The sequence below is a fragment of the Sphingomonas yantingensis genome (assembly GCF_014199325.1).
In the GTDB taxonomy this organism is placed as follows: domain Bacteria; phylum Pseudomonadota; class Alphaproteobacteria; order Sphingomonadales; family Sphingomonadaceae; genus Sphingomonas; species Sphingomonas yantingensis.
In genome coordinates, this window is record NZ_JACIJJ010000006.1 from 1 (window position 1) to 19,849 (window position 19,849).

The following is a 19,849-nucleotide window of genomic DNA, read 5'->3' on the forward strand; positions in this document are numbered from 1 at the left end:
GCAGCCCTATCACCTCGGCGCGGGGTGGAGCAGCCCGGTAGCTCGTCAGGCTCATAACCTGAAGGTCACAGGTTCAAATCCTGTCCCCGCAACCAACACCACAACGCCCCCGCCTCGATAGAGCCGGGGGCGTCGTCGTGTCCGCCCTACAACAGCCCCAGCGCCCGAAAACTCGTCAAACCCGTCCGCGTCACGATCACGTGATCCACCAACGTCACGTCCAGCCGCCCGAACACCTGCGCCGCCGAACGCGTGACCGCAATGTCGCTCTCGCTCGGCCGTCCGTCCGCAGACGGATGATTATGCGCCATCACCACACCTGCCGCCTCCAATGACAAGGCTTCCCGCGCAACCAGCCTGAGGGAGAGATCGACGGCGCTCACATGACCCGCCTCACCCTGACGGATGGCAATCACCCTGTGCTGCCGATCGAGAAAGGCAAAGGCAGCGAGTTCGATGGCCGCGCCCCCCAGCGGCGCGAAGATCCTTCGCGCGCCGCCGATATCCACAAGGCATTGGTTTGCCGAGGTCATTTCCTGAGCATGCCATGAACGAGGGCTTCGGGGATTGCCAAGCGCCTCCGTTTCGGACCTGCGATCCGCATGCTTGGGTTTCGGAGCAAGCGCAGCCGGGCTTGCCCCGCCGCTCCCCGCGGCTAAACCGCAAGGCGGATTACGGAGCACCGGCATGGACCATTTCGAGCGACAATATCTCGACCTGCTCGAGGCGGTCTGGACAACGGGCGACGAGCGCCGCGATCGTACGGGCGTGGGCACGCGGTCGCTGTTCGGGCCGACGCTGCGCTTCGATCTGTCGGACGAGCGGGTCCCGCTCCTCACGACCAAGCGCGTGGCGTGGAAGACCGCGGCGCGCGAGATGCTGTGGTTCCTGACCGGCGATACGAACATCCGCGAGCTGGTCCGGCAGAAGGTGCATATCTGGACCGACTGGCCGCTCGACCGCTACCGGCGCGAAACGGGTGAGGCGATCGAGCGCAACGCATTCGAGGCTCGGATCCTGGCAGACGACGATTTCGCTGCGCGGTGGGGCGATCTTGGGCCGGTCTATGGCAAGCAATGGGTGGCGTGGGACACCTATGCGCCGGCGGGCGACGGCCTCTATCGCCGGGGCGAGCCGGTGAACCAGATCGCGGCGCTGGTGGATGCCATCCGCAACAACCCGACGTCGCGGCGCCTGCTCTTCACCGGGTGGAATGTCGCCGAGCTTGGCGGGATGGCGCTGCCGCCCTGTCACATGACCTATCAATATCATGTCGCGAACGGGCAGCTGTCAGGAATGTTGTGGCAGCGGTCGTGCGACCTGGGGCTCGGCTTTCCATTCTTTTCCGGCGTAGCGCCAACCCATCACTGAATGAATGGCGAGGGTGAAGCCTGCCGTTCGGTCGGCGTAGCGCTACTGTCGATGAATGGTTTCGCGTTGCGGGGTCTAGCTTCCCCGACGTACCAAAAATGACCAATTCGAAGCACGGTGCGGCAGATGGATCGAACCGTTTCTACAACAGCGTCTGTTCCGACACTCAGTGCCATAAGCAATGTGCTGGAAAGGGTGCGTGGATGAAGTTTTGGTACGCCCGTGTCTCCACCGACGAGCAGAAACTGGATCTGCAGCTTGATGCGCTCAGGACTCATGGCGTGAATCGGGCGCGCGTGTATGTCGATGCGAGAAGCGTGCGGTATTTTAGGATGCCCAAACTTCAGGGTCCGCTGAAGGCGATGCGTGGAGGGGACGAATGCGTAGCCTGGTGGCTCGACCGGGATGGCGCATCGACCAAGGAACTGCTGGCTACAGTTGAGCTGCTATGCTCTCGTTAGATCGGGTTCGCATCGTTGCGAGATCGAATCGAAGCGATCACTGCTAATGGCAAACTTATGTTCACCGTCTTCGCTGCGATCGCGGCTTTCAAGCGGGACCTTTTGGCTGAGAGGTCGCAGGCCGGCCTAGCCTCGGCACGTGCGCGAGGTCGAACAGGTGGTAGACCTCCTGCACTAAGTAGTACTGATATCGAGCTCGCGTGATCGATGCGTTCCAAAAAGGAGGTATCAGTCACAGACGTAGCAGAGCACTTCAAGGTTTGGCAAAATACGCTATACAGTGCTCTAAGCAAGGAAAAGTAATGATTAGGCATCCAGAACATCAATACCTAGATCTTCTTGCGCAAGTCCTTGAGCGAGGGGACGAGCGAGAGGATAGGACGAGAGTCGGAACCAAGTCGATTTTCGGTGCGATGGTGCGCTTCGACCTTTCTCAGGGAGATGTACCAATCCTCACGACTAAGCGCGTCTACTGGAAAACCGCCGTCAAGGAAATGCTTTGGTTCCTAACCGGCGAGACAAACATCCAACCGTTGCTGCGGGAAAATGTCCGTATTTGGAGCGATTGGCCGCTTGCGACGTATCGGCGCGAGACGGGCGAAGCGATTTCACAAGAGGAGTTCGAACGGCGCATTGTAGAGGACGACGCCTTTGCCTCGCGTTGGGGAGATCTCGGACCGGTCTACGGCAAGCAATGGCGCCGTTGGCTCGGCTCGGACGGTCGTGAATATGACCAAATCGGCGAACTGGTCCGTACACTCCGTGAAAATCCCACAAGCCGTAGAATGCTCTTTCACGGCTGGAATGTCGCCGAACTAAGCGCAATGGCCTTGCCGCCATGTCACATGGTTTATCAATACCATGTAACCTCTGACGGACGGCTCAACTGCCTTCTCTTCCAGAGGTCGGTCGATCTACTGCTTGGAGCTGCGTTTAATTATGTTGGTGCAACCGCGCTTCAGCTTATGCTTGCTCAGCAAACAGATCTTCGGCCCGGTGAGCTTATCTGGGTAGGAGGCGACGTTCACCTTTACATGAACCATCTCGAACAGGCGCGCGAACAGGTCCAACGGCTTCCCCGGCCATTCCCCAAGATGCGCTTAGTTCGAAAGCCTGAGAATATCGACGGATACAGGATCGCGGACTTTGAGGTGGAGGGCTACGCACCGCATAGCGGAATCAAGGCTGACGTGGCGGTATAGCCTACACTCCTCCCCTCATCTCACGTCCTCTGGCCATTCGTGTCCAAGCAGCCAGGGGAAGTGCCAGTCGACATTGATCAACGTGGACTGGCCCTCCTCCGCTCTAAAGAAGCGGAGGCCAGCGTGGCGCCCTTCTTCGTCGGGAGGGTACGTCTCACGTCCGTCGAGATCGAACGCCCTGAGATGTAGGTCGATGTCCTCAAGATGTCCGAACTGACCTTCGGCGAGGATGCGCAGCACCCTCATCATCAGAGAGGCGAACTGGTCAATGGTATACCTTCCCTCGAAGCTCACCCTCATCTGCCATCCTTCCGAGTTGCCAACGCGAGTTTGCGTGACGCAACCTCTCCTAGCGGATAAGTGAGGGACTCAAAAGCCGTGTTCCGCTAGGCCGTGGACGTCCTAACGACTCAACGTCACGTCCTTTTCATGGAACGAGAGGTGCTGCAGATCATCGGAGCGACAATCAGGCGGCTCCGGGAACAATCGGGCCTGAGTCAGGAGGCTTTCGCGCAGGCTGCCGACCTGGATCGCTCCTTCTATGGACGAGTCGAGCGCGGAACGCAGAACATCGCATTAACGACCTTGTGCATCGTGGCGTCGAGTCTAAAAGTTCATCCCAGCGAGCTCTTAGCTGATCTCACGAACGCTGACATCAGCAAGCTGAAGCCTTCCCGGCGGAGGCAGAACGCCGCTAAGTGACCAATTCGCTCAATCAATCAATTACTCGGCTTGATTTTCTCTGCCGCTCGCTGAAGCTCTCGGGCAGGATCGAAATCGAAAAAATCTGACGTTCGAAACAGTTCTACTACTCGAGCAGAACAGGGTGATTTCATCTAAAAGGCTCGGCCTGTTGGCGATCTAATTCTGCCTCCTTCAGAGAGCCGGGATGAGCGACCTGTTCTGGATGACGGATGCACAGATCGAGTGGATGCGGCCGTTCTTTACCGAGAGCAACGGCGAGCCGAGGGTGGGTGACCGGCGGATGCTGAGCTGCATTCTGTTCGTCAACCGCAACGGGCTTCGGTCGCGAGATGCGCCCGGCGAGTACGGCCCGCACAAGACGCTGTACAGTTTGTAGAAGCGTTGGCGCGAAGCCGGCGTGTTCACACGAATGAGGGAAGGTCTGGCTGCAGTTGTGGCGAGCCACAGACAATCATAATCGACGCTACCTACCTGAAGGGCGCACCGCACGGTCTAGATGCTGCGGATTACAATGGGGATCCTGGTCGCCTGATCGGGCGCACCAAAGGTGGCGTGAGCGTCAAGCTAAATGCCTTCGCCGATGTGTACGGCCGTTTCTTGATCTTTTTCATGACCGCCGGGCAAGTCAGCGAATACGCCGGCACGGCAGCGCCGCTCGACGACATGCCAAAAACGCAGTGGCTGCTCGGCCACCGCGGCTATGACGCTGACCGGTTTCGGGACGCTCTACAAGCCAAGGGTATCCGGCAATGCATCCCAGGCGGCAGGTCGCCCAGCGAGCCCGTCGGGTACGACAAGCGGTGCTACCGGCACCGCAGCCGCATCAATATTATAATCGGCCTCCGCAAGGACTGACGTTGCGTCGCTACGCGCTACGATCGCCACCCCACCGCCTTCTTATCCACCGTCGCTCTAGTCATCACTGTCGTCTTACTGCTATGACCATCGAGGCCTGACGCTAGTTACCCTGTCCTTCGGACTAGAAATCGTCGTGCAGCAGCGTTTTTCGCACTGACCTGCGGCACAACTAGTTAAGCGCTACAATCTCACGTCTGGAAAATCAGCAGATTGCAAATAACCACCTGCCGAAAGCGATATCGGTGCGGGGAAGACGAGTATATTACAGCGCCTATAAATTTATCGTTCAGTCGCACCGACCAAGTCGTATTAGCTCATATCCTGGAACCAAACGAACAGACTTAAGCGAATTAATGCCTGGAATACTTCCCTTCAGAGGAGTGCAAACCAGCTTCTGGTAGCGGCTGAATGAGACCCGGATCCGTGCTACCTAGGGCGCGCGCCAATGCAGACGATAACTGCGTCTGATGCGATGCGCCCTCACGATCAGGTCCGCTATCAAGATCGCACCCAGCGCGCTGCAAATGATGCAGAAGCACACGAAGATGTATTTCGGCGCAGGTATGGGCGGCAGGACGCTCACTACGATGAGCATCAAAAGAACGGGGAAGTTCACCATCGAGCGGCGATAAGAGCGCGGCGCGATGCAGACCGTCCGGATGTATATCGCGATCGCCAGAAACAAGATCGGCAAACCAAGGTCGTGCATCGCAGCCTCCTGTCAGCCCATGTCGTAACCCAATCGACCTGAAAAGTCGGCGACAATTCGCATATCGCTTTCCCCGCCATCTGCACCTAGAGCATTGCGGGCGCCATGCGAGCCGCAAACGAGGCTCTTATTTTCGGGACGTGCCCAATCAGTCAGGCTCGCGGTTTGCAGCCCCTCCAGGCCGATGCCATACCGATAGTCATGAGGACCCGGATCAAGGTGTGCTGCATCGCCTCGCCCGACGAGGCGACGATGGCAATCAAGGCCGGCGCCGACGCTCTCGGGCTGGTGGCGCGTATGCCGTCCGGTCCCGGCCCGATCCCTGATACCGCCATCGCTGAGGTGACGGCGTTCGCGCCGCCACCGATCGCAACGTTCCTGCTGACCTCGGAGACGACCGCCGAGGCTATCTCAGCGCATGTTCGAGCCACGAATCCGTCCACGGTTCAGGTCGTGTCGCATATCGAACCGGTCGAGTCGGAAAGACTGGCCGCGCTGGAGGCTCATCTGCGGCGGGTCCAGGTCATCCATGTCGAAGGGCCCGAAGCCCTGGACCTGATCCCCGCCTATGCGCCTCACGTCCACGCCTTCCTGTTGGACTCGGGCAAGCCGAACGCTGCGATCGCGGAGTTGGGTGGGACCGGTCGTGCTCACGATTGGGCGGTAAGCGCCGCCTTCGTTCGGGCGACCGAACGGCCGGTGTTCCTTGCGGGTGGCCTGTCGGCCGCCAACGTGGCCGACGCGATCAAGCGGGTCCGCCCCTACGGACTCGATCTGTGTTCCGGCGTGCGGACCGACGGTCGGCTTGATCCGGAGAAGCTGGCTGCGTTTGTACTGGCAGTCGAGCAGACCGATGCCGTGGTTACCTCCAGGCACCCGATCATCTGAAGCGACCTCCGATCCGGGTTTATTGGTCGCCAGGTTTCTGGGTACCGTAACGTTCGCCTGGTCTCTGAGCCGCACCGCGGCGACGAGCAAGGATCACGGATAAGAAAGCGTCTGGGGATCGCAACGGGGAGCACCGCACGGTCAAGGCCGGGCGGTGCTCCCACCAGGACTAGGCTTCCCCGGTCTTCTTCCGGCGGCGGGTGGCGGGCTTCACCTCGGTTGCGGCAGCCGGCTCCTTCGATGCGTCTGCACGCGCCTGACGCCCTTTCGACCCGAGGCCGATCGCCTTGGCCATAGAGCGCCGCGCCTCCGAATAGCTGGGAGCGACCATCGGGTAATCGGCTTTCAGGTTGTAGCGCGCGCGATATTCGTCCGGCGTGAGGCCGTTCGTCGAAAGGTGACGACGAAGCGTCCGGTAAGGCTTACCGTCGATCATCGAGACAATGTGATCCGGTGAAGCCAGCGACTTCCGCACCGAAACCGCCGGCGTGTATTCGGCAGTATCGACTTTCGCATCGGCGGCTTCAACCGTCGGGGCCGCGCTTCCCGAAAGCTCATTGAGCGTCGCGTGCATCGTACGGAGGAAAGCCGGCACGTCGTCAGGCGACACCCGATTGTTCTGATTGCCGAGCCAGGCGATCGTGAGTTCGGTGGCCAACTCGACCGGGTTGAACGTCGTCTCTTCTGACATGGTCATTTCCAATCTTGAAGCCGCGGAACGAAGTGAAATCCAAAAGCTCGACATGCGGCAGAACGCGATATGTCCATAATGGAGGTTCTTCGCAATCGCTTAAATAGTCATGCGTTTTCGAAGCAGCCGTAATTTATGTTGCCGTCGCTCGCGAGTTAGCCCCTGCAGTGACATTGCGGCAAGTCGAATGGACGTGATTTGTAAGCGCCGCCCTGAACCCGCTTGCCGTCAACGATCCCCGGTGGACCGCTTGAAGCTTTAGTGCGCTGCTATTCCCCCAACCAACTCCCGCCCAACTCGCGGAGCGCGTTGATATCGCGTCGAGCTGCTCGATGCTCTAGACGAGCGCGGATGCTGTTGCTGTTCGTTCTGTCCGTCATCGATGTGGTTCCAGCCGGCACGACCTTCGTCTGCACGCCTGATCGGGTGTGGGATGGAGACGGCCCTTTGTGGTGCAAGGAGGGGCCTCGCATCCGCCTGGCGGGCATTGCCGCCCGGGAGATCGGCGGCGACTGTCGAAAGAAGCAGCCCTGCCCCGCTGCCTCCGCCGAACGCGCACGAGATGCGTTGGCGCAGCTGGTCGGTAAGCCAGTCGGCCGATCACGCGAGGGTCACGTCATCGTCACGGGACCGCAGCTGACATGTCGATCAGACGGCGATGGGCGCGGCAACCGAACTGCCGCGTGGTGCAGGTCCGCGAGGACAGGCGACCTGTCCTGCGCGATGTTAAAGACGGGGACTGTGCTCAAGTGGCAGCGCTATTGGCGGAGACATCGCTGTGACGCCTGACGAGGAGCGCTGGGCAGAGGCGTTGATGGTCGAGCGTCAGCACGGCAGCAGGGCGGGAGAGCACATCGCGGAGCGGGTCACCGCGCTCGCGCTTGCAGGCGACGAAACGGGCGTAGCCAGATGGCTCGAAATCGCTGCGCGACTGGACGCTCTCGATCAACGCCCCGAGCGACCGTCGTGACCGTTCCATGAGGCGTCCGAGCCGGCTAGAGATCGAGGCTTGGCTGATCGGGGCGCTGCTCCTCAGCAGTTTTCTGCTCGGCCTTGCCCACCTCGGCACGTGGATCGTCAGCTTGCTTCACTGACATTAGCTGCGATGGGAACGGCTTCGCCAAGGCAACGGCGTCATCGAACGAGCAGGTGAGCCATCGCTCCTCGTCCTCCTCATCAAGCAGCACCGGCATCGCCTTCGGATGAACCGGGGCAACGAGCGGGTTCGGCTCGGTCGTCAGGAACGCAAAGACGGCGCCGGCCTCGGTTGGACGCCAAACCCCCGCAAAGCTGACAATGGGTCGGCTGGGGACGCCGAACCAGAACAGCGGGCGTTTCCCCGTCGGACCCGGCCCATATTCGCTGAAGCTTGTGAATGGGACCAGGCAGCGCCGCTCGGGGTTGGCCAGCGCTGATTTCCAGAAGGGCGAGGTGTAGTTGCGGACGTTCGTCACCTTTGTGTCGAGCAGCACGGGCTTTCCCGTAATCTTGTCGATCCGTTTGCCCGGGACCTTCCGCGGAAATCCCCACGACATCGTGTCGAGCCGCCGTCCATCATTATCCTGCCGAAGCACCCAGGCCTCGCGATCGGGGAACAGCTCGGGCGGGGGAAAGTTGGCGTCCTCCGGATAGATCGCATCGACGCCGTATCGAGCCGCGAGATCGGCCTGCTTTGCTGTCATCCGGTACCTGTTGCACATCAGAAGTCGCCTACCTCGGTGTCGCTCTCGTCACTTCCGCTGCCGGACTGCTCCTCGGCATATGATCGGCATCCTTCGACGAAGCTCCACGACTTTCCGCCGCAGTCGTCCGCGCTCGTGACACCGCGCCGTTCAGCCCACTGCCTGCCGGCATCATGGCCGCTGCAGTCCTCGGTGCATTCATCGCCTCCTGAATAGAGGCCGGTGGCGATGGCATCGCGTCGCTCATCATATTGGGGATACGTTTCGCCAGCGATGACACGGCCGTCGAATACATCCTCACGATCGTTGGCATCTTGCTGGTCGTCCGTTTCGATCGGTGTGGCGTCGGCCTCGTCCGGGGATGAGTCGTAGGCGGTGATCGTGCTGGCGGTGGCTTCAGGCTCGTCCTTTTTCAGTGAGCAGTAGCCAGCCAAAAGGACCGCCCCGACGACAAGCCAGCCGCCTCCATTCGATGACTTCTTTTGCACAGCGTTGCCCCCCGGATCAGGCAGGGTCGTCCCGACAAGCGGATGAGTCAACGCGTTCCCTCAGGAGCGATTTGCGGCCGTCACGTCCACGCCCAAATCCGTCAGCTGCTGCACGATCCAGCGATATGGCAGGTGACAGCTTGCCCACGGGTGACGAGGCTCTGCGGTTGCCGCCTTCCAGAACTCGTTGAGCAATCGCTGATTGCGAACGAACGGCCGCAGGACATGCAACGCGAGCCGTACTTCCAGCGTCCCGACCGCCTCGTTCGCTGACCGAGCTGTAGCCTCGCGCAGAATCTGCAGCGACAGATCGACGAGCGCGTGATGATGCGCCTCGCGGCGCGCTCGCCGCCTTCCGAACGGTAACGGAAGCAGATCGATTAGCGGCGATGCGCATCTTTTGGGACACTTGATCGATCGCCGTGCCGCCCGCCAATCGGTGTTGCCGCCGTTCCTGCGAACCTCGGCGATCAGTGCGTTGAGCTCCCAGACCTCGGTTGCCTTGCAACCCCGGCACGTAACCCGAACCTGCGCCTCGATCTTGTTGAGTTCGTCGAGGGTCTTGGGGTCGCTAACCACATCAGGCGAAGACTGGCAGGGCCAGCTGCTCGCCGCGCGCGGCCATCACGGCGCGGGCCTGAAGTGCGGCATCGACGGCTTGGCGATAGTGGACCGTTCCGAACCGCTCGGCCTCATCGAAACCGACCGGGGACCAGTCCTCGCTAGGGTAGCAGGCGTTGTAGACCGCGCTAGCAGCCGCACGCAGTTGCAGATCGTACTGCATTCTCATGTCCCTGTGACCGTCGAATCGCCGTCGCTTCGGCGGCCCCAATGTTAGAACGTACAGGGAACGTTTTTCAAGCCGGTGGATCGCCTCGCAGCTTCTCATTTTGCGCCTGGCGTTCGAGCGGCAGATCAATTGGCAGTCGTAGAAACGACCGCCGATAACGGACGGATACCGATCCAGTCGGTCAGGCTTAACGACCGCTTACCACTGCGGGCTTTGCAACCCGGGAAGGCCTCTTTCGCGAAGGCGATTCAGTTGCCGATCCTGCCCGTCCGAATGACCGATCAGCAAGCACCGGCCTTCTCGTACCACTGTGACACCCGGCACCGGATCGGTCGGATCTCAATAGACTCCAGCGGAAAGAGCTCGCAGGCGCCCTCCGAAGCCGCGACTATCTGCCAATTGTCCCCCACCTATTTTCCCGCCGATTTGAGGCAGTGTTCGGCGTGGGCTACCCCGCCTATGTACGCGCGCTTCGCCTGAACCTCGCCTCCCGCCGATTGTTGGAAGTCGGTGAGAGCGCGGCGACGATCGCTTATGCCTTAGGGTTTGCCAGTCCGGCGCACTGCTCGAACCGGTTCAGGGCCCACTCCGGGGTAGCGCCAATCGCCTTTCGCCGCGGCGAAGGCGTTCGCCACGCTGCAGGCGCATGAAGTCACTGCCGAAAGGACCCACTTGCGGTCGTTCAGCGGCATCTTTGCCCTTCCCGGAAGCGGACGCTTGTTCATCTCGGCAGGTACGAACCGGGCGCGCGGTTGGTGGGTCTGCACCGGATGGCCGCTCATTCCCCCGCAGACGATCTGACACAGAATTCTGACACGCCGAACCTCGCATAAAACGCCCGGTAGCGCGGCGGTGTCACAACCGGACGGTTCTGACACCTCAGGCGTTCGGTAAGGCCGCTGGTCCCAATGCCTCAATGATCCGGCATTCAGCGACTGTGCCGCCGTCGCAGGAGTCGATCACCGCCTTCAGTTCGCGGCGAAGGGCGGTCAGATCGGCGAGCTTGCGATCCACCTCGCGCAGATGCTCGTTGGCGATACGGTCGATGCCGGCACAGTCGCACGTCCGATCGTCGGACAGACCCAGCAGAGCGCGTACCTGATCGAGCGAGAAGCCGAGGTCGCGCGCGCGTCGGATAAAGGACAGACGGCCCAACTCGGCCGCGCCATAGGTGCGGTAGTTGCCCGTGCTGCGGGATGGCTTCGGCAACAAGCCGATGCGCTCGTAATAGCGAACCGTTTCGACCTTGGTGTTGGTCGCCTTGCCCAGATCGCCGATCGTCAGCGCCATCACCTTGACCCTGTAGCTGCTACAGACACTAGATGGGGTGTCGCGCTCGGCTTCAAGAGGTGACGACATGGCAGGAGGATGCTGCGGCGGCTGTGCCGCTCCAACCGACAGGGACGACGACCGCGCATGGCGGCGCGTGCTGTGGATCGCGCTTGCCATCAACGCCGGCATGTTCGGCGTCGAGGTCGTCGCCGGCGTGGCCGCGCATTCCGCCTCGCTCAAGGCGGACGCGCTCGACTTTCTCGGTGATGCCGCGAACTACGCAATCAGCCTCGGCGTTGCGGGGATGGCGCTGCACTGGCGAGCGCGCGCCGCGCTCGCGAAGGGCGTCTCCCTGCTCCTGCTCGGCCTGTGGGTGCTGGGCTATACCGTCTGGATGGCGGCGTCGGGCACGCTGCCGGGCGCGGAGACGATGGGGGTTGTGGGCGTGGCGGCGCTGATCGCCAACATGGCTTGCGCCGCGCTGCTCTGGCGGCATCGAGGCGGCGACGCCAACCGGCAGTCGGTCTGGATATGCTCGCGCAACGACGCGATCGGCAACGTCGCCGTCGTCGCCGCGGCGTTCGGCGTATTCGGCACCGGCACCGGCTGGCCGGATATCGCGGTCGCCGCGATCCTCGCAGGCCTCGGCGTCTCCGGGGGCTGGCAGATCATCCGAAAGGCGTGTGTCGAGCTGGCTCAATCCCCGCCGAACCGGAAGCGGACGCCGCCGTTGATGGTGCGGCCGTCCAGCGGACCCCAGGCATCGACCGTCCACGCCCCGTCCGGCGCGCGCCGGGGCAGCAGCAGCGGATCGTAGCGGGTCTGGCGGAAGTTCAGCAGGTTCTCGGCGTTGAGGAACAGGCTGACCTTGCCCAGCTTCAGCTCGCCCATCGCGCCCAGCTCGACATAGGGACGGCTTCGGCTGCGATAGGGGTCGTCCTCAAGGCTCTGGCGGCCGGTATAATAGGCCTCCAGCCCGATTCGGCCGCGCTCGTGCTTCTCCCACACCGCTGTCAGCCCGGCGGTATTGCGCGGAGTGAGGGGAACGGCTCGCCGGCCGATGCCGTCCGGGTTCGGTTCGCGCGCGTCGGTGCGGACATAGCTTCCGGTGAAGGTGATGGCGTTTAGACGGTAGCGCAGCAGCAGCTCGGCCCCGCGCGAGCGCGTCACGCCATCGGCGTTGACCAGTTCGGCGCGGGTGGCGCTCACATCGCGGAGCTGGACGGCATGGTCGATGTTCGACCCGAACAGCGTCAGGCTCGCCTCGATCGGCCCGTGCGCATAACCGAAGTCGATCGAGGCGGTGTCGGCCGTTTCGGCGCGCAAGCCCCGTAGCGGCTCGATCCGCGACAACCCTGCCGCCTCCACTTCCTCGATGAACGGGGTCGGCGCATAGAAGCCGCGACCCAGCGACGCGCGCACGGTGAAAGGGCCGGGCCTGAACAGCGCCGACACGCGCGGACTGACGCGCGTACCGTATTCGCTATGGTCGTCGAGGCGCGCGCTGCCCGCAAGCGTCAGGTTCGCCGACACCTTCTGCTCGGCCTGCACGAACAGCGCGGGCACTCGATAGGTGTAGTCGAAAGCCGGGAAGGTCCGCGAGCGATAGCTGTCCACCTGGTAGGCGGCACCGGCGAGCCAGGTCGTGTCGCCGGTGCCGCCGCCCAGCGATGCCTCGGTCAGGACGGTGTTGTGGCGGTCATTCTCGATCACGTCGCCGAAGGTGTGCCGATGGGCCTGCGTTACGCCCGACGCGCGCAGATAGAGCGTACCGACGCCCTCGATCGGCGCCTGGGCGTTGAGGCCGGCGTCAAATCGCCGGCTGCGCTGATCCTGGGCGAAGGTCGAACCGTCCGGCACGACGCGGCCGGGCAGTGTGCCGCCGCGGCGCTGCTCGGCGAGCGCCCCGACCGTCAGATAGGCTTTCGCGCCGCCCGCACCGTCCCAGAACAGCCGCGGTCGGAACGTCCAGCGATCATAGCCGGGAATGTTCGCCCAACCGTCGCCGTCGATATCCTGGGCGGACTGCCGGTTGAACCCGCCGGTCAGCGAGTAGCCGATCGCCTCTGTCAGCGGACCGGAATTGTAGCCGGTCACGTCCTGCCCGCCCCGGCTGGTCGCGTTCACCAGCAACTCACCCAATTGTGCCGGCGAAGGTCGGCGCGACACGAGATTGATGACGCCGCCCAGCGCCGATGGGCCGTAGAGCGCGGATGCCGCACCCTTGATGATCTCGACCTGTCCAAGGTCGGTAGGCGGTATTTGTAGAAGGCCGATCGATGGCGTCTGCCCGCCGTAGAGCGGCAATCCATCGGCGAGGATTTGCGTGAAGCGACCTTTCAGGCCCTGCACCCGGACGTTCGCCGCCCCCAGCGCCGGCGACGTAACCTGGACGCGCAGACCGGGCGTCTCGTTCACCAGCATGGAGATGTTACCGGGCTGCATGAGGATTTTCTCCTCGACCTCTTCCCGGTTCAACACCTCGACGCGGATCGGCTCGTCCTGCACCCGGCGACCGGTGCGGGTAGCCTGGACCACGATGTCCTCGCCCTCATCAGCTTCCTCGGTGGACGTCGGCGGCACAGCTACGGTTGGTCGATCCTGTGCCGCCGCAGCGTTCGCTGTCAGGCATAGGACCGCAAACACGATGGGCGACGCTATCAAAATCCTGTCGCCTGCTCTGTACGGCAAAACGCTACCCCTGCATGGGCGTCGCGATCATCGGGACGCTTGTGAGGGACGGCCCATAAGGGCTGTAGCCGCTACAGGGTCAACACTGTATTGGTCAGGACCGTTGTGCGCGGTCCCTGGTCGATCTACGACACCGCCATGTCGCTCCGGGCCTTCCCGCTTTTCCGGCTCGTCCGCACCGCCACGATCGTCGTCCTGGCGGTGATGATGCTCGTGCGGCTCGGCCCGCTCTGCGAGACGATGGCGATGGCCGCGACGCCGATCGCGTCCGCGGCGATGGATTGCGCCAACACCCCAGGCCACGTTCCGATCAAGAAAATCCCGCCCTCGGCCTGCGCCACGCCGTGCGCGGCGATGCCCGGCGAGACGGTTGCGCACGTCGAACCGATGCTGTTCGTGCCGCTGTCGCCTTGGGCGGTCGCCCATACCGGGCTGCTCGGACTTACCAGCGCACCGGCAACGCCCCCTCCGCAGACCGCGTGACGTCGAACCTGACCTCACACGAATCGACACGGAGAATACCATGACCAAGTTCAAGCTCATCAGCGCCGCTTTCGCCCTCACGCTCTCGACGGGCGCCTTCGCCGCGGTCGCGAATTGCTGCGCCGATATGGCGTGCTGCAAGGACGGTGCTGACTGCTGCGATCATGGCGACAAGGCGAAGGGCGGCGATCACGCCGGCCACGCCATGCCGAACATGAAGTAAGACGAAGGGACGGGGGGCGGGCGACCGCCCCCCGTTTTCATGGCGCGCCATATCGAGCGTGAAGCCACCACTAGACTACACTTATATATCCACTATGCTAGATATATGGAAAATGAGTCGGCAATCGCTGCGCTAGGCGCGCTCGCCCAAGGGACGCGGCTCGACGTGTTCCGCCTGTTGGTGCGTCACGAACCGGACGGCATGGCGGCGGGCGATATCGCGCGGGCGCTCGACGTGCCGCAGAACACCATGTCGGCGCATCTCGGCATCCTCGCGCGCGCCGGCCTGGTCCGCTCTGAACGGCATAGCCGCTCGATCATCTACCGTGCCGATCTGGACGGCCTGCGCGCGCTGACGCTGTTCCTCGTCAAGGATTGCTGCGCCGGCAATGCGGAGCTGTGCGCGCCGCTCGTCGCCGAACTCGCCCCCTGCTGCTGAAAGGACGCCCCGTGGCCGTCGATATCGTCATCTATCACAACCCCGAGTGCGGCACGTCGCGCAACGCGCTGGCGATGATCCGCAACGCCGGCATCGAGCCGCATGTCGTCGAGTATCTGAAAACTCCGCCCTCGCGCGCGCTGCTAGTCGAGTTGATCGATCGCGCCGGCATGACGCCCCGCGAGCTGCTACGCGAGAAGGGGACGCCCTTTGCGGAGTTGGGCCTGGGCGACACGGCGCTGTTCGACGACGTGTTGGTGGATGCGATGATGGCGCATCCGATCCTCATCAACCGGCCGCTGGTCGTCTCGCCGCTCGGCGTGAAGTTGTGCCGGCCGTCCGAAGCCGTCCTCGATCTGCTGCCGAGCGGCCAGCTCGCCGCGTTCGCCAAGGAAGACGGCGAACAGGTGGTGGACGCTTCGGGCCAGCGCGTCGCCTGATGCTCCTTGCCCTCCTGATCTTCGTCGCGACGATCACGCTCGTCATCTGGCAACCGAAGGGCCTCGGCATCGGGTGGAGCGCGATGGGCGGGGCGATCGTGGCGCTGCTCACGGGTGTCGTCACCCTGTCCGACGTGCCGGTAGTATGGGGCATCGTCTGGAACGCGACAGCCGCGTTCGTCGCGATCATCGTCATCAGCCTGCTGCTCGATGAGGCCGGGTTCTTCGAATGGGCGGCACTCCATGTCGCGCGCTGGGGCAGGGGGCATGGTCGCCGGCTATTCGTTCTGATCGTGCTGCTCGGCGCGGCGGTGTCCGCGCTGTTCGCCAACGACGGCGCGGCACTGATCCTGACGCCGATCGTCATCGCCATGCTGCGCGCGCTGGGGTTCAAGGACAAGGCGACGCTGGCCTTCGTCATGGCGGCCGGGTTCATCGCCGACACCGCCAGCCTGCCGCTGGTCGTGTCGAACCTCGTCAACATCGTGTCGGCCGACTTCTTCAAGATCGGGTTCGGCGAATATGCGGCCGTGATGGTGCCGGTCGATCTAATGTCGATCGCGGCTACGCTGGGCGCGCTGCTCATATTCTTCCGACGTGATATCCCGCGAGATTACGATGTGACCGCGCTGCGTGCGCCCGGTGCCGCTATCCGTGACGCCGCGACCTTCCGCGCCGGATGGATCGTCCTTGCCCTGCTGCTCGCCGGCTTCTTCCTGCTCGAACCGCTCGGCGTGCCGGTCAGCGCCGTCGCCGCTGCCGGCGCGATCCTGCTGCTGGTGATCGCTGGGCGGGGCCATGTCATCCAGACAGGCAAGGTGCTGCGCGGCGCGCCGTGGCAGGTCGTCATATTTTCGCTCGGCATGTACCTGGTCGTTTATGGCCTGCGGAACGCCGGCCTGACCGACCATCTGGCGGCGCTGCTCGACCGCACCGCACAAGGCGGCGTGTGGAGCGCAGCGCTGGGAACGGGCGTGATCGCGGCCGTCCTGTCGTCGGTAATGAACAACATGCCAACCGTGCTGGTAGGCGCGCTGTCGATCGACGCCACGCATGCGACAGGGGCGGTCAAGGAAGCGATGATCTACGCCAACGTCATCGGCTGCGATCTCGGCCCCAAGCTGACGCCGATCGGCTCACTCGCCACGCTGCTGTGGCTGCATGTCCTGGGGCAGAAGGGCGTTCGGATCGGGTGGGGCTATTATTTCCGGGTCGGGGTCACACTGACCGTACCGGTTCTGCTCATCACGCTTGCGGCGCTGGCGTCGAGGATCACGATCGGATGACGGCATTGATCTACATTGGCGCGGCGCTCGCGGAAATTGCTGGATGCTTTGCCTTCTGGGCCTGGCTCCGTATGGGAAAGTCGCCCGTGTGGCTGGCGCCCGGCATCGCTTCGCTGATCCTGTTCGCCTGGCTCCTGACTCGCGTAGACAGCGACGCGGCGGGCCGTGCCTATGCCGCCTATGGCGGCATCTACATCTGCGCCTCGCTACTCTGGCTATGGGGCGTCGAGGGCGTTCGGCCCGATCGATGGGACGTGGGCGGTGCGGTCCTGTGTCTTGTCGGAACCTGCGTCATCCTTCTTGGCCCGCGGGGGGCATGATGGAGCTGACTGCCACATCGCTTGGTCCCGATGAAATCGCCAAGCTGGCATCGTTCCTCGAAACCGCGAACCTGCCCAGCGCCGATCTCGCTGATCCCGGCCGCCTGTTCTTCCAGTTCGAGGCCGATAGCCTCGTGGGTTATGGCGGCCTGGAGGGTGGAGGGGCTGACCGCCTGCTTCGCTCGATCGTCGTACTCCCCGATCGCCGGGGGCATGGCCTCGGGCGGGCATTGGTCGCCACCCTCGAAAGACAGGCGCGCAACCTCGGAGTGGAACGCCTGCATCTGCTGACGACGACGGCCGCGCCGTTTTTCCGAACGCTCGGCTATGCCGACGCCGATCGCGGCGCTGCTCCTCCGGCCGTCGCCGCATCGCGCGAGTTTACCGCGCTCTGCCCCGCATCGGCCGCCTATCTCATGAAAGCCATCTGATGCCGCTCCGCACCCTCACTGAACCCGATACCCTGCCAGCGCTCGATCCGGCCTATGCCGTTCAGCGGCCGGCGCTGGGGCTCGGCCCGCTAGAACCCGCGCCGCGCATCCTCCTCCTCTATGGATCACTCCGCGAGCGATCCTATTCCCGCCTGTGCGTTGAGGAAGCGGCGCGGTTGCTCCGGTTCTTCGGCTGCGAGATACGCATCTTCGACCCGTCCACCCTGCCGCTGCCCGATCAACATGCCGGCGACGATCATCCGGCCGTCCATGAGCTGCGCGAGCTGTCTTTATGGTCGGAAGGTCAGGTGTGGTGCAGCCCGGAACGTCACGGTCAGATCACCGGCATCATGAAGCTGCAAATCGATCATCTGCCGCTGTCGATGGGCGGGATGCGCCCGACACAGGGGCGCACGCTCGCGGTCATGCAGGTGTCGGCCGGATCGCAGTCGTTCAACAGCGTCAACACCCTGCGCGTGCTGGGTCGCTGGATGCGAATGGTGACGATCCCGAACCAGTCGAGCGTCGCCAAGGCGTTCAACGAGTTCGATGACGCCGGGCGCATGAAGCCGTCCAGTTACTATGACCGGATCGTGGACGTGATGGAGGAGCTGGTCCGCTTTACGGTGCTGCTGCGTCCGCACACCGAACATCTCGTCGATCGCTACTCGGAAAGGAAAGAGGCCGGCATACCGATCGACGCAACGACTGATCTGTCGAGCATCGCGACCGAAGCACAGCGCTCGTCCTGACGTGTCATAGGCATGTCGCGGGACGATCATAGCCGCATCGGCCACGTCATGGCACAAACCCGAATATGATCGATCCGGAAACACAATCACGGGGCCGCCCGGGACTACTTGCCATTGCAGACGTGTTCGCCCGCTACGGCAATTTCACGCTGGGCGGCGGTAGCGCGACGGTGGGCACGCTGCATCGCGAGCTGCTGGATCGGCGACGCTGGATCGATGCCGATGCCTTTACGCTGTGCTTCAGCCTCGCTCGCCTGACACCTGGCACCAACGTCCTGGCCTTCTGCACTGGCATCGGATGGCTGCTGCGCGGCTATCCCGGCGCGATCGTGGCGCTGCTCGCCGCCTCCGTCCCCTGCACCCTGATCGTCGTTGTCGCGAGCGCGCTGTTCACCGAGGCGGAGGGCAACGGCCTGGCGCAGGCGGCGATCCACGGCGCGATCGCCGCGGCCGTGGCGATCACCGTCAAGACGTGCTGGACGATCGCGCACCCGCACTATCGACCCGGATCGCGGCTGCGGGTCGTCGCCATCGCGACGGCTGCATTCCTGCTCTACGTCGTGGCGGGCATCCCCGCGATCGAGGTGCTGCTGGGCGCGGCCGTGCTGGGCGCGATCCTGCCCCCGGTCCGCGCATGAACATCGTCCTGCTCTATCTGATCCTGCTCAAGGCGACGTGCACAGCGTTCGCCGGGCTCGCCTCGCTGCCGGTCGTCCAGGACTCGCTCGTCGCCCATCATCACGTCCTGACCGACAAGCAGCTCAACGAAGCCTCGGCGATCGGTGCCGTTCCCCTCTTTCACTAGGCTATCCGTTGGACACCTACACCCTGCTCGCAATCTGCGCCCTGCTCGGGCTGGGCGCTCTGCTCTATACCTCGGTCGGGCACGCCGGGGCGTCGGCCTACATCGCCATCATGGCGCTGTTCGGCCTCGCTCCGGCGACGATCCGACCGGCTGCGCTGGTCATGAACATCATGGTCGCCTCATTCACCTCGTGGCGGTTCATCCGCGCCGGCCAGTTCGACGGGCGACGCCTGCTCCCCTTTCTGCTCGGGTCGCTACCGCTCGCCTTCCTTGGTGGTCGCATCACCTTGCCGGGCGCAACCTACCGGCCGCTGATCGGCATCGTTCTCCTGGTCGCCGGCGTGCGACTGCTCTGGCCGCGACAGATGAAACGACAGGACGAAATCACGACACCGCCGCCTGCTGCCGGGGTCGCGAGCGGCGCCGCGATCGGGCTGCTCTCCGGCCTGACTGGCACTGGGGGCGGCATCTTCCTGAGCCCGCTGCTCATCATGGCGGGCTGGTCGAGCGCGCGGATGGCGAGCGGCATCGCGGCTGTATTCATTCTGGCGAACTCGATTGCCGGCCTTGCCGGCAATCTGTCGAGCGTCGGCCATCTGCCGCCCGAATTGCCCTGGTTCATGCTGTCGGTGGCGATCGGCGCGGTGATCGGGACATCGCTGGGCGTGGCAAGTCTACCCGCACAACGTCTTCTTCAGGCCTTGGGTATCGTGCTGCTGGTCGCGGCGGGGAAGCTAATCCTGACCTGATCGCGTCGTACAGACTTGCTTGCAGCGCCGGCAGGGCTCCGGTTTCCGAATATTGGTGTCACAACCGAACGGTTGTGACACCTGGCATACATCCGCTCGCTGCTGCTCTGACCC

The 19,849-nt window shown here is 63.4% G+C and carries 26 protein-coding genes, 1 tRNA gene and 4 pseudogenes; 21 read left to right on the forward strand and 10 right to left on the reverse strand.

The window, feature by feature from the left end; all coding sequences use genetic code 11:
* Positions 1-18: 18 nt before the first annotated feature.
* Positions 19-95 (forward strand) — tRNA-Met (locus FHR19_RS15825).
* Positions 96-146: 51 nt separating this feature from the next.
* On the opposite strand, the gene FHR19_RS15830 is transcribed toward FHR19_RS15825, so the two are convergent.
* A complete protein-coding gene (locus FHR19_RS15830; RefSeq protein WP_184030503.1) occupies positions 147-533 on the reverse strand; it encodes a JAB domain-containing protein in 387 nt (128 codons plus the stop codon).
* 154 nt (positions 534-687) lie between these two features.
* Here FHR19_RS15830 and thyA (FHR19_RS15835) point away from each other — a divergent pair.
* The 3 genes and pseudogenes from thyA (FHR19_RS15835) to thyA (FHR19_RS15850) form a co-directional block, all read left to right on the forward strand.
* Positions 688-1,341 (forward strand): annotated as a pseudogene (gene thyA / locus FHR19_RS15835) (thymidylate synthase); the annotation flags it as partial.
* A 233-nt stretch (positions 1,342-1,574) separates the two neighbouring features.
* A pseudogene (locus FHR19_RS17770) lies at positions 1,575-2,036 on the forward strand (recombinase family protein).
* Positions 2,037-2,134: 98 nt separating this feature from the next.
* Positions 2,135-3,034, forward strand: coding sequence for a thymidylate synthase (thyA, locus tag FHR19_RS15850; RefSeq protein ID WP_184030800.1), 900 nt, complete (start codon positions 2,135-2,137; stop codon positions 3,032-3,034).
* Between the two features lie 15 nt (positions 3,035-3,049).
* On the opposite strand, the gene FHR19_RS15855 is transcribed toward thyA (FHR19_RS15850), so the two are convergent.
* On the reverse strand, positions 3,050-3,334 hold the full coding sequence (locus FHR19_RS15855) for a hypothetical protein (protein ID WP_184030512.1): 285 nt from the start codon (positions 3,332-3,334) through the stop codon (positions 3,050-3,052).
* A gap of 141 nt (positions 3,335-3,475) precedes the next feature.
* On the opposite strand from FHR19_RS15855, the gene FHR19_RS15860 reads away from it, so the two are divergent.
* Together FHR19_RS15860 and FHR19_RS15865 are read left to right on the forward strand one after the other, a co-directional pair.
* On the forward strand, positions 3,476-3,736 hold the full coding sequence (locus FHR19_RS15860; protein WP_343053298.1) for a helix-turn-helix domain-containing protein: 261 nt from the start codon (positions 3,476-3,478) through the stop codon (positions 3,734-3,736).
* A 187-nt stretch (positions 3,737-3,923) separates the two neighbouring features.
* Positions 3,924-4,681, forward strand: a pseudogene (locus FHR19_RS15865) (IS5 family transposase).
* Positions 4,682-5,027: 346 nt separating this feature from the next.
* Here the strand turns inward: FHR19_RS15865 and FHR19_RS15870 are convergent.
* Positions 5,028-5,306 carry a hypothetical protein gene (locus FHR19_RS15870; protein ID WP_184030516.1) on the reverse strand — a complete coding sequence of 93 codons (279 nt, stop codon included), beginning with the start codon at positions 5,304-5,306 and terminating at the stop codon, positions 5,028-5,030.
* Between the two features lie 201 nt (positions 5,307-5,507).
* Between FHR19_RS15870 and FHR19_RS15875 the strand changes: the two genes are divergently transcribed.
* Positions 5,508-6,194, forward strand: a complete 687-nt coding sequence (locus tag FHR19_RS15875) for a phosphoribosylanthranilate isomerase (protein ID WP_184030517.1) — start codon at positions 5,508-5,510, stop codon at positions 6,192-6,194.
* A 169-nt stretch (positions 6,195-6,363) separates the two neighbouring features.
* Here the strand turns inward: FHR19_RS15875 and FHR19_RS15880 are convergent, their stop codons facing one another.
* Positions 6,364-6,885 carry a Ros/MucR family transcriptional regulator gene (locus FHR19_RS15880; protein WP_184030802.1) on the reverse strand — a complete coding sequence of 174 codons (522 nt, stop codon included), beginning with the start codon at positions 6,883-6,885 and terminating at the stop codon, positions 6,364-6,366.
* A gap of 778 nt (positions 6,886-7,663) precedes the next feature.
* Here FHR19_RS15880 and FHR19_RS15885 point away from each other — a divergent pair.
* On the forward strand, positions 7,664-7,855 hold the full coding sequence (locus FHR19_RS15885) for a DUF6961 family protein (RefSeq protein ID WP_184030518.1): 192 nt from the start codon (positions 7,664-7,666) through the stop codon (positions 7,853-7,855).
* A 25-nt stretch (positions 7,856-7,880) separates the two neighbouring features.
* Here FHR19_RS15885 and FHR19_RS15890 read toward each other — a convergent pair whose 3' ends face one another.
* The 4 genes from FHR19_RS15890 to FHR19_RS15905 are packed head-to-tail and all read right to left on the reverse strand — an operon-like array spanning position 7,881 to position 9,839.
* Positions 7,881-8,585, reverse strand: a complete 705-nt coding sequence (locus tag FHR19_RS15890; RefSeq protein ID WP_184030519.1) for an SOS response-associated peptidase — start codon at positions 8,583-8,585, stop codon at positions 7,881-7,883.
* Entirely contained in the window at positions 8,585-9,106 is a 522-nt protein-coding gene (locus tag FHR19_RS15895) for a hypothetical protein (protein WP_184030521.1), read from the reverse strand. The genes FHR19_RS15890 and FHR19_RS15895 overlap by 1 nt, the downstream gene beginning before the upstream one ends.
* 9 nt (positions 9,107-9,115) lie before the next feature.
* Complete coding sequence (locus FHR19_RS15900; protein WP_184030523.1) at positions 9,116-9,634, reverse strand: hypothetical protein; 519 nt, start codon at positions 9,632-9,634, stop codon at positions 9,116-9,118.
* Position 9,635: 1 nt separating this feature from the next.
* Positions 9,636-9,839, reverse strand: a complete 204-nt coding sequence (locus FHR19_RS15905; RefSeq protein WP_184030525.1) for a hypothetical protein — start codon at positions 9,837-9,839, stop codon at positions 9,636-9,638.
* A 404-nt stretch (positions 9,840-10,243) separates the two neighbouring features.
* On the opposite strand from FHR19_RS15905, the gene FHR19_RS15910 reads away from it, so the two are divergent.
* Entirely contained in the window at positions 10,244-10,495 is a 252-nt protein-coding gene (locus tag FHR19_RS15910; RefSeq protein ID WP_343053317.1) for a helix-turn-helix domain-containing protein, read from the forward strand.
* A gap of 229 nt (positions 10,496-10,724) precedes the next feature.
* On the opposite strand, the gene FHR19_RS15915 is transcribed toward FHR19_RS15910, so the two are convergent.
* Positions 10,725-11,135: a MerR family transcriptional regulator gene (locus tag FHR19_RS15915; protein ID WP_183930283.1), complete on the reverse strand. Its 411-nt coding sequence runs from the start codon at positions 11,133-11,135 to the stop codon at positions 10,725-10,727.
* 136 nt (positions 11,136-11,271) lie between these two features.
* Here FHR19_RS15915 and FHR19_RS17780 point away from each other — a divergent pair, with 136 nt between their 5' ends.
* The gene (locus tag FHR19_RS17780; protein ID WP_343053299.1) at positions 11,272-11,934 is read left to right on the forward strand and encodes a cation efflux transmembrane domain-containing protein; all 663 of its coding nucleotides are present in this window, start codon (positions 11,272-11,274) and stop codon (positions 11,932-11,934) included.
* A gap of 32 nt (positions 11,935-11,966) precedes the next feature.
* Here the strand turns inward: FHR19_RS17780 and FHR19_RS15920 are convergent.
* Positions 11,967-13,763 (reverse strand): annotated as a pseudogene (locus FHR19_RS15920) (TonB-dependent receptor plug domain-containing protein); the annotation flags it as partial.
* A gap of 183 nt (positions 13,764-13,946) precedes the next feature.
* Between FHR19_RS15920 and FHR19_RS15925 the strand changes: the two are divergent.
* The 11 genes from FHR19_RS15925 to FHR19_RS15975 all read left to right on the forward strand — a co-directional run bounded on the left by FHR19_RS15925 (position 13,947) and on the right by FHR19_RS15975 (position 19,735).
* Positions 13,947-14,291, forward strand: coding sequence for a hypothetical protein (locus tag FHR19_RS15925; protein WP_184030528.1), 345 nt, complete (start codon positions 13,947-13,949; stop codon positions 14,289-14,291).
* Positions 14,292-14,331: 40 nt separating this feature from the next.
* Positions 14,332-14,514, forward strand: coding sequence for a hypothetical protein (locus tag FHR19_RS15930; RefSeq protein ID WP_183930285.1), 183 nt, complete (start codon positions 14,332-14,334; stop codon positions 14,512-14,514).
* 105 nt (positions 14,515-14,619) lie between these two features.
* The gene (locus FHR19_RS15935) at positions 14,620-14,952 is read left to right on the forward strand and encodes an ArsR/SmtB family transcription factor (RefSeq protein WP_183930437.1); all 333 of its coding nucleotides are present in this window, start codon (positions 14,620-14,622) and stop codon (positions 14,950-14,952) included.
* 11 nt (positions 14,953-14,963) lie between these two features.
* A complete protein-coding gene (arsC, locus tag FHR19_RS15940; protein WP_184030531.1) occupies positions 14,964-15,392 on the forward strand; it encodes an arsenate reductase (glutaredoxin) in 429 nt (142 codons plus the stop codon).
* The gene (locus FHR19_RS15945; protein ID WP_184030534.1) at positions 15,392-16,678 is read left to right on the forward strand and encodes an arsenic transporter; all 1,287 of its coding nucleotides are present in this window, start codon (positions 15,392-15,394) and stop codon (positions 16,676-16,678) included. The genes arsC and FHR19_RS15945 overlap by 1 nt, the downstream gene beginning before the upstream one ends.
* The gene (locus FHR19_RS15950) at positions 16,675-16,998 is read left to right on the forward strand and encodes a YnfA family protein (RefSeq protein ID WP_184030537.1); all 324 of its coding nucleotides are present in this window, start codon (positions 16,675-16,677) and stop codon (positions 16,996-16,998) included. The genes FHR19_RS15945 and FHR19_RS15950 overlap by 4 nt, the downstream gene beginning before the upstream one ends.
* Positions 16,998-17,429: an arsenic resistance N-acetyltransferase ArsN2 gene (arsN2, locus tag FHR19_RS15955; protein ID WP_184030540.1), complete on the forward strand. Its 432-nt coding sequence runs from the start codon at positions 16,998-17,000 to the stop codon at positions 17,427-17,429. The genes FHR19_RS15950 and arsN2 overlap by 1 nt, the downstream gene beginning before the upstream one ends.
* The gene (gene arsH / locus FHR19_RS15960; protein ID WP_183930296.1) at positions 17,429-18,181 is read left to right on the forward strand and encodes an arsenical resistance protein ArsH; all 753 of its coding nucleotides are present in this window, start codon (positions 17,429-17,431) and stop codon (positions 18,179-18,181) included. Before arsN2 ends, arsH begins: the two co-directional genes overlap by 1 nt.
* Positions 18,182-18,303: 122 nt before the next feature.
* Positions 18,304-18,819, forward strand: a complete 516-nt coding sequence (locus tag FHR19_RS15965; RefSeq protein WP_221228588.1) for a chromate transporter — start codon at positions 18,304-18,306, stop codon at positions 18,817-18,819.
* Positions 18,816-18,986, forward strand: coding sequence for a hypothetical protein (locus FHR19_RS15970; protein WP_221228589.1), 171 nt, complete (start codon positions 18,816-18,818; stop codon positions 18,984-18,986). Before FHR19_RS15965 ends, FHR19_RS15970 begins: the two co-directional genes overlap by 4 nt.
* A gap of 8 nt (positions 18,987-18,994) precedes the next feature.
* Entirely contained in the window at positions 18,995-19,735 is a 741-nt protein-coding gene (locus FHR19_RS15975; protein ID WP_184030543.1) for a sulfite exporter TauE/SafE family protein, read from the forward strand.
* The last annotated feature ends 114 nt before the right edge of the window (positions 19,736-19,849 follow it).

Coding starts and splice junctions, on each gene's coding strand:
- thyA (WP_184030800.1), top strand. CDS start 2,135: ATGATTAGGCATCCAGAACATCAATACCTAGATCTTCTTGCGCAAGTC.
- FHR19_RS15930 (WP_183930285.1), top strand. CDS start 14,332: ATGACCAAGTTCAAGCTCATCAGCGCCGCTTTCGCCCTCACGCTCTCG.
- arsH (WP_183930296.1), top strand. CDS start 17,429: ATGCCGCTCCGCACCCTCACTGAACCCGATACCCTGCCAGCGCTCGAT.
- FHR19_RS15890 (WP_184030519.1), bottom strand. CDS start 8,585: ATGTGCAACAGGTACCGGATGACAGCAAAGCAGGCCGATCTCGCGGCT.
- FHR19_RS15935 (WP_183930437.1), top strand. CDS start 14,620: ATGGAAAATGAGTCGGCAATCGCTGCGCTAGGCGCGCTCGCCCAAGGG.
- arsN2 (WP_184030540.1), top strand. CDS start 16,998: ATGGAGCTGACTGCCACATCGCTTGGTCCCGATGAAATCGCCAAGCTG.
- FHR19_RS15875 (WP_184030517.1), top strand. CDS start 5,508: ATGAGGACCCGGATCAAGGTGTGCTGCATCGCCTCGCCCGACGAGGCG.
- FHR19_RS15855 (WP_184030512.1), bottom strand. CDS start 3,334: ATGAGGGTGAGCTTCGAGGGAAGGTATACCATTGACCAGTTCGCCTCT.
- FHR19_RS15915 (WP_183930283.1), bottom strand. CDS start 11,135: ATGGCGCTGACGATCGGCGATCTGGGCAAGGCGACCAACACCAAGGTC.
- FHR19_RS15830 (WP_184030503.1), bottom strand. CDS start 533: ATGACCTCGGCAAACCAATGCCTTGTGGATATCGGCGGCGCGCGAAGG.
- FHR19_RS15870 (WP_184030516.1), bottom strand. CDS start 5,306: ATGCACGACCTTGGTTTGCCGATCTTGTTTCTGGCGATCGCGATATAC.
- FHR19_RS15950 (WP_184030537.1), top strand. CDS start 16,675: ATGACGGCATTGATCTACATTGGCGCGGCGCTCGCGGAAATTGCTGGA.
- FHR19_RS15925 (WP_184030528.1), top strand. CDS start 13,947: ATGTCGCTCCGGGCCTTCCCGCTTTTCCGGCTCGTCCGCACCGCCACG.
- FHR19_RS15880 (WP_184030802.1), bottom strand. CDS start 6,885: ATGTCAGAAGAGACGACGTTCAACCCGGTCGAGTTGGCCACCGAACTC.
- FHR19_RS15945 (WP_184030534.1), top strand. CDS start 15,392: ATGCTCCTTGCCCTCCTGATCTTCGTCGCGACGATCACGCTCGTCATC.
- FHR19_RS15970 (WP_221228589.1), top strand. CDS start 18,816: ATGAACATCGTCCTGCTCTATCTGATCCTGCTCAAGGCGACGTGCACA.
- FHR19_RS15905 (WP_184030525.1), bottom strand. CDS start 9,839: ATGCAGTACGATCTGCAACTGCGTGCGGCTGCTAGCGCGGTCTACAAC.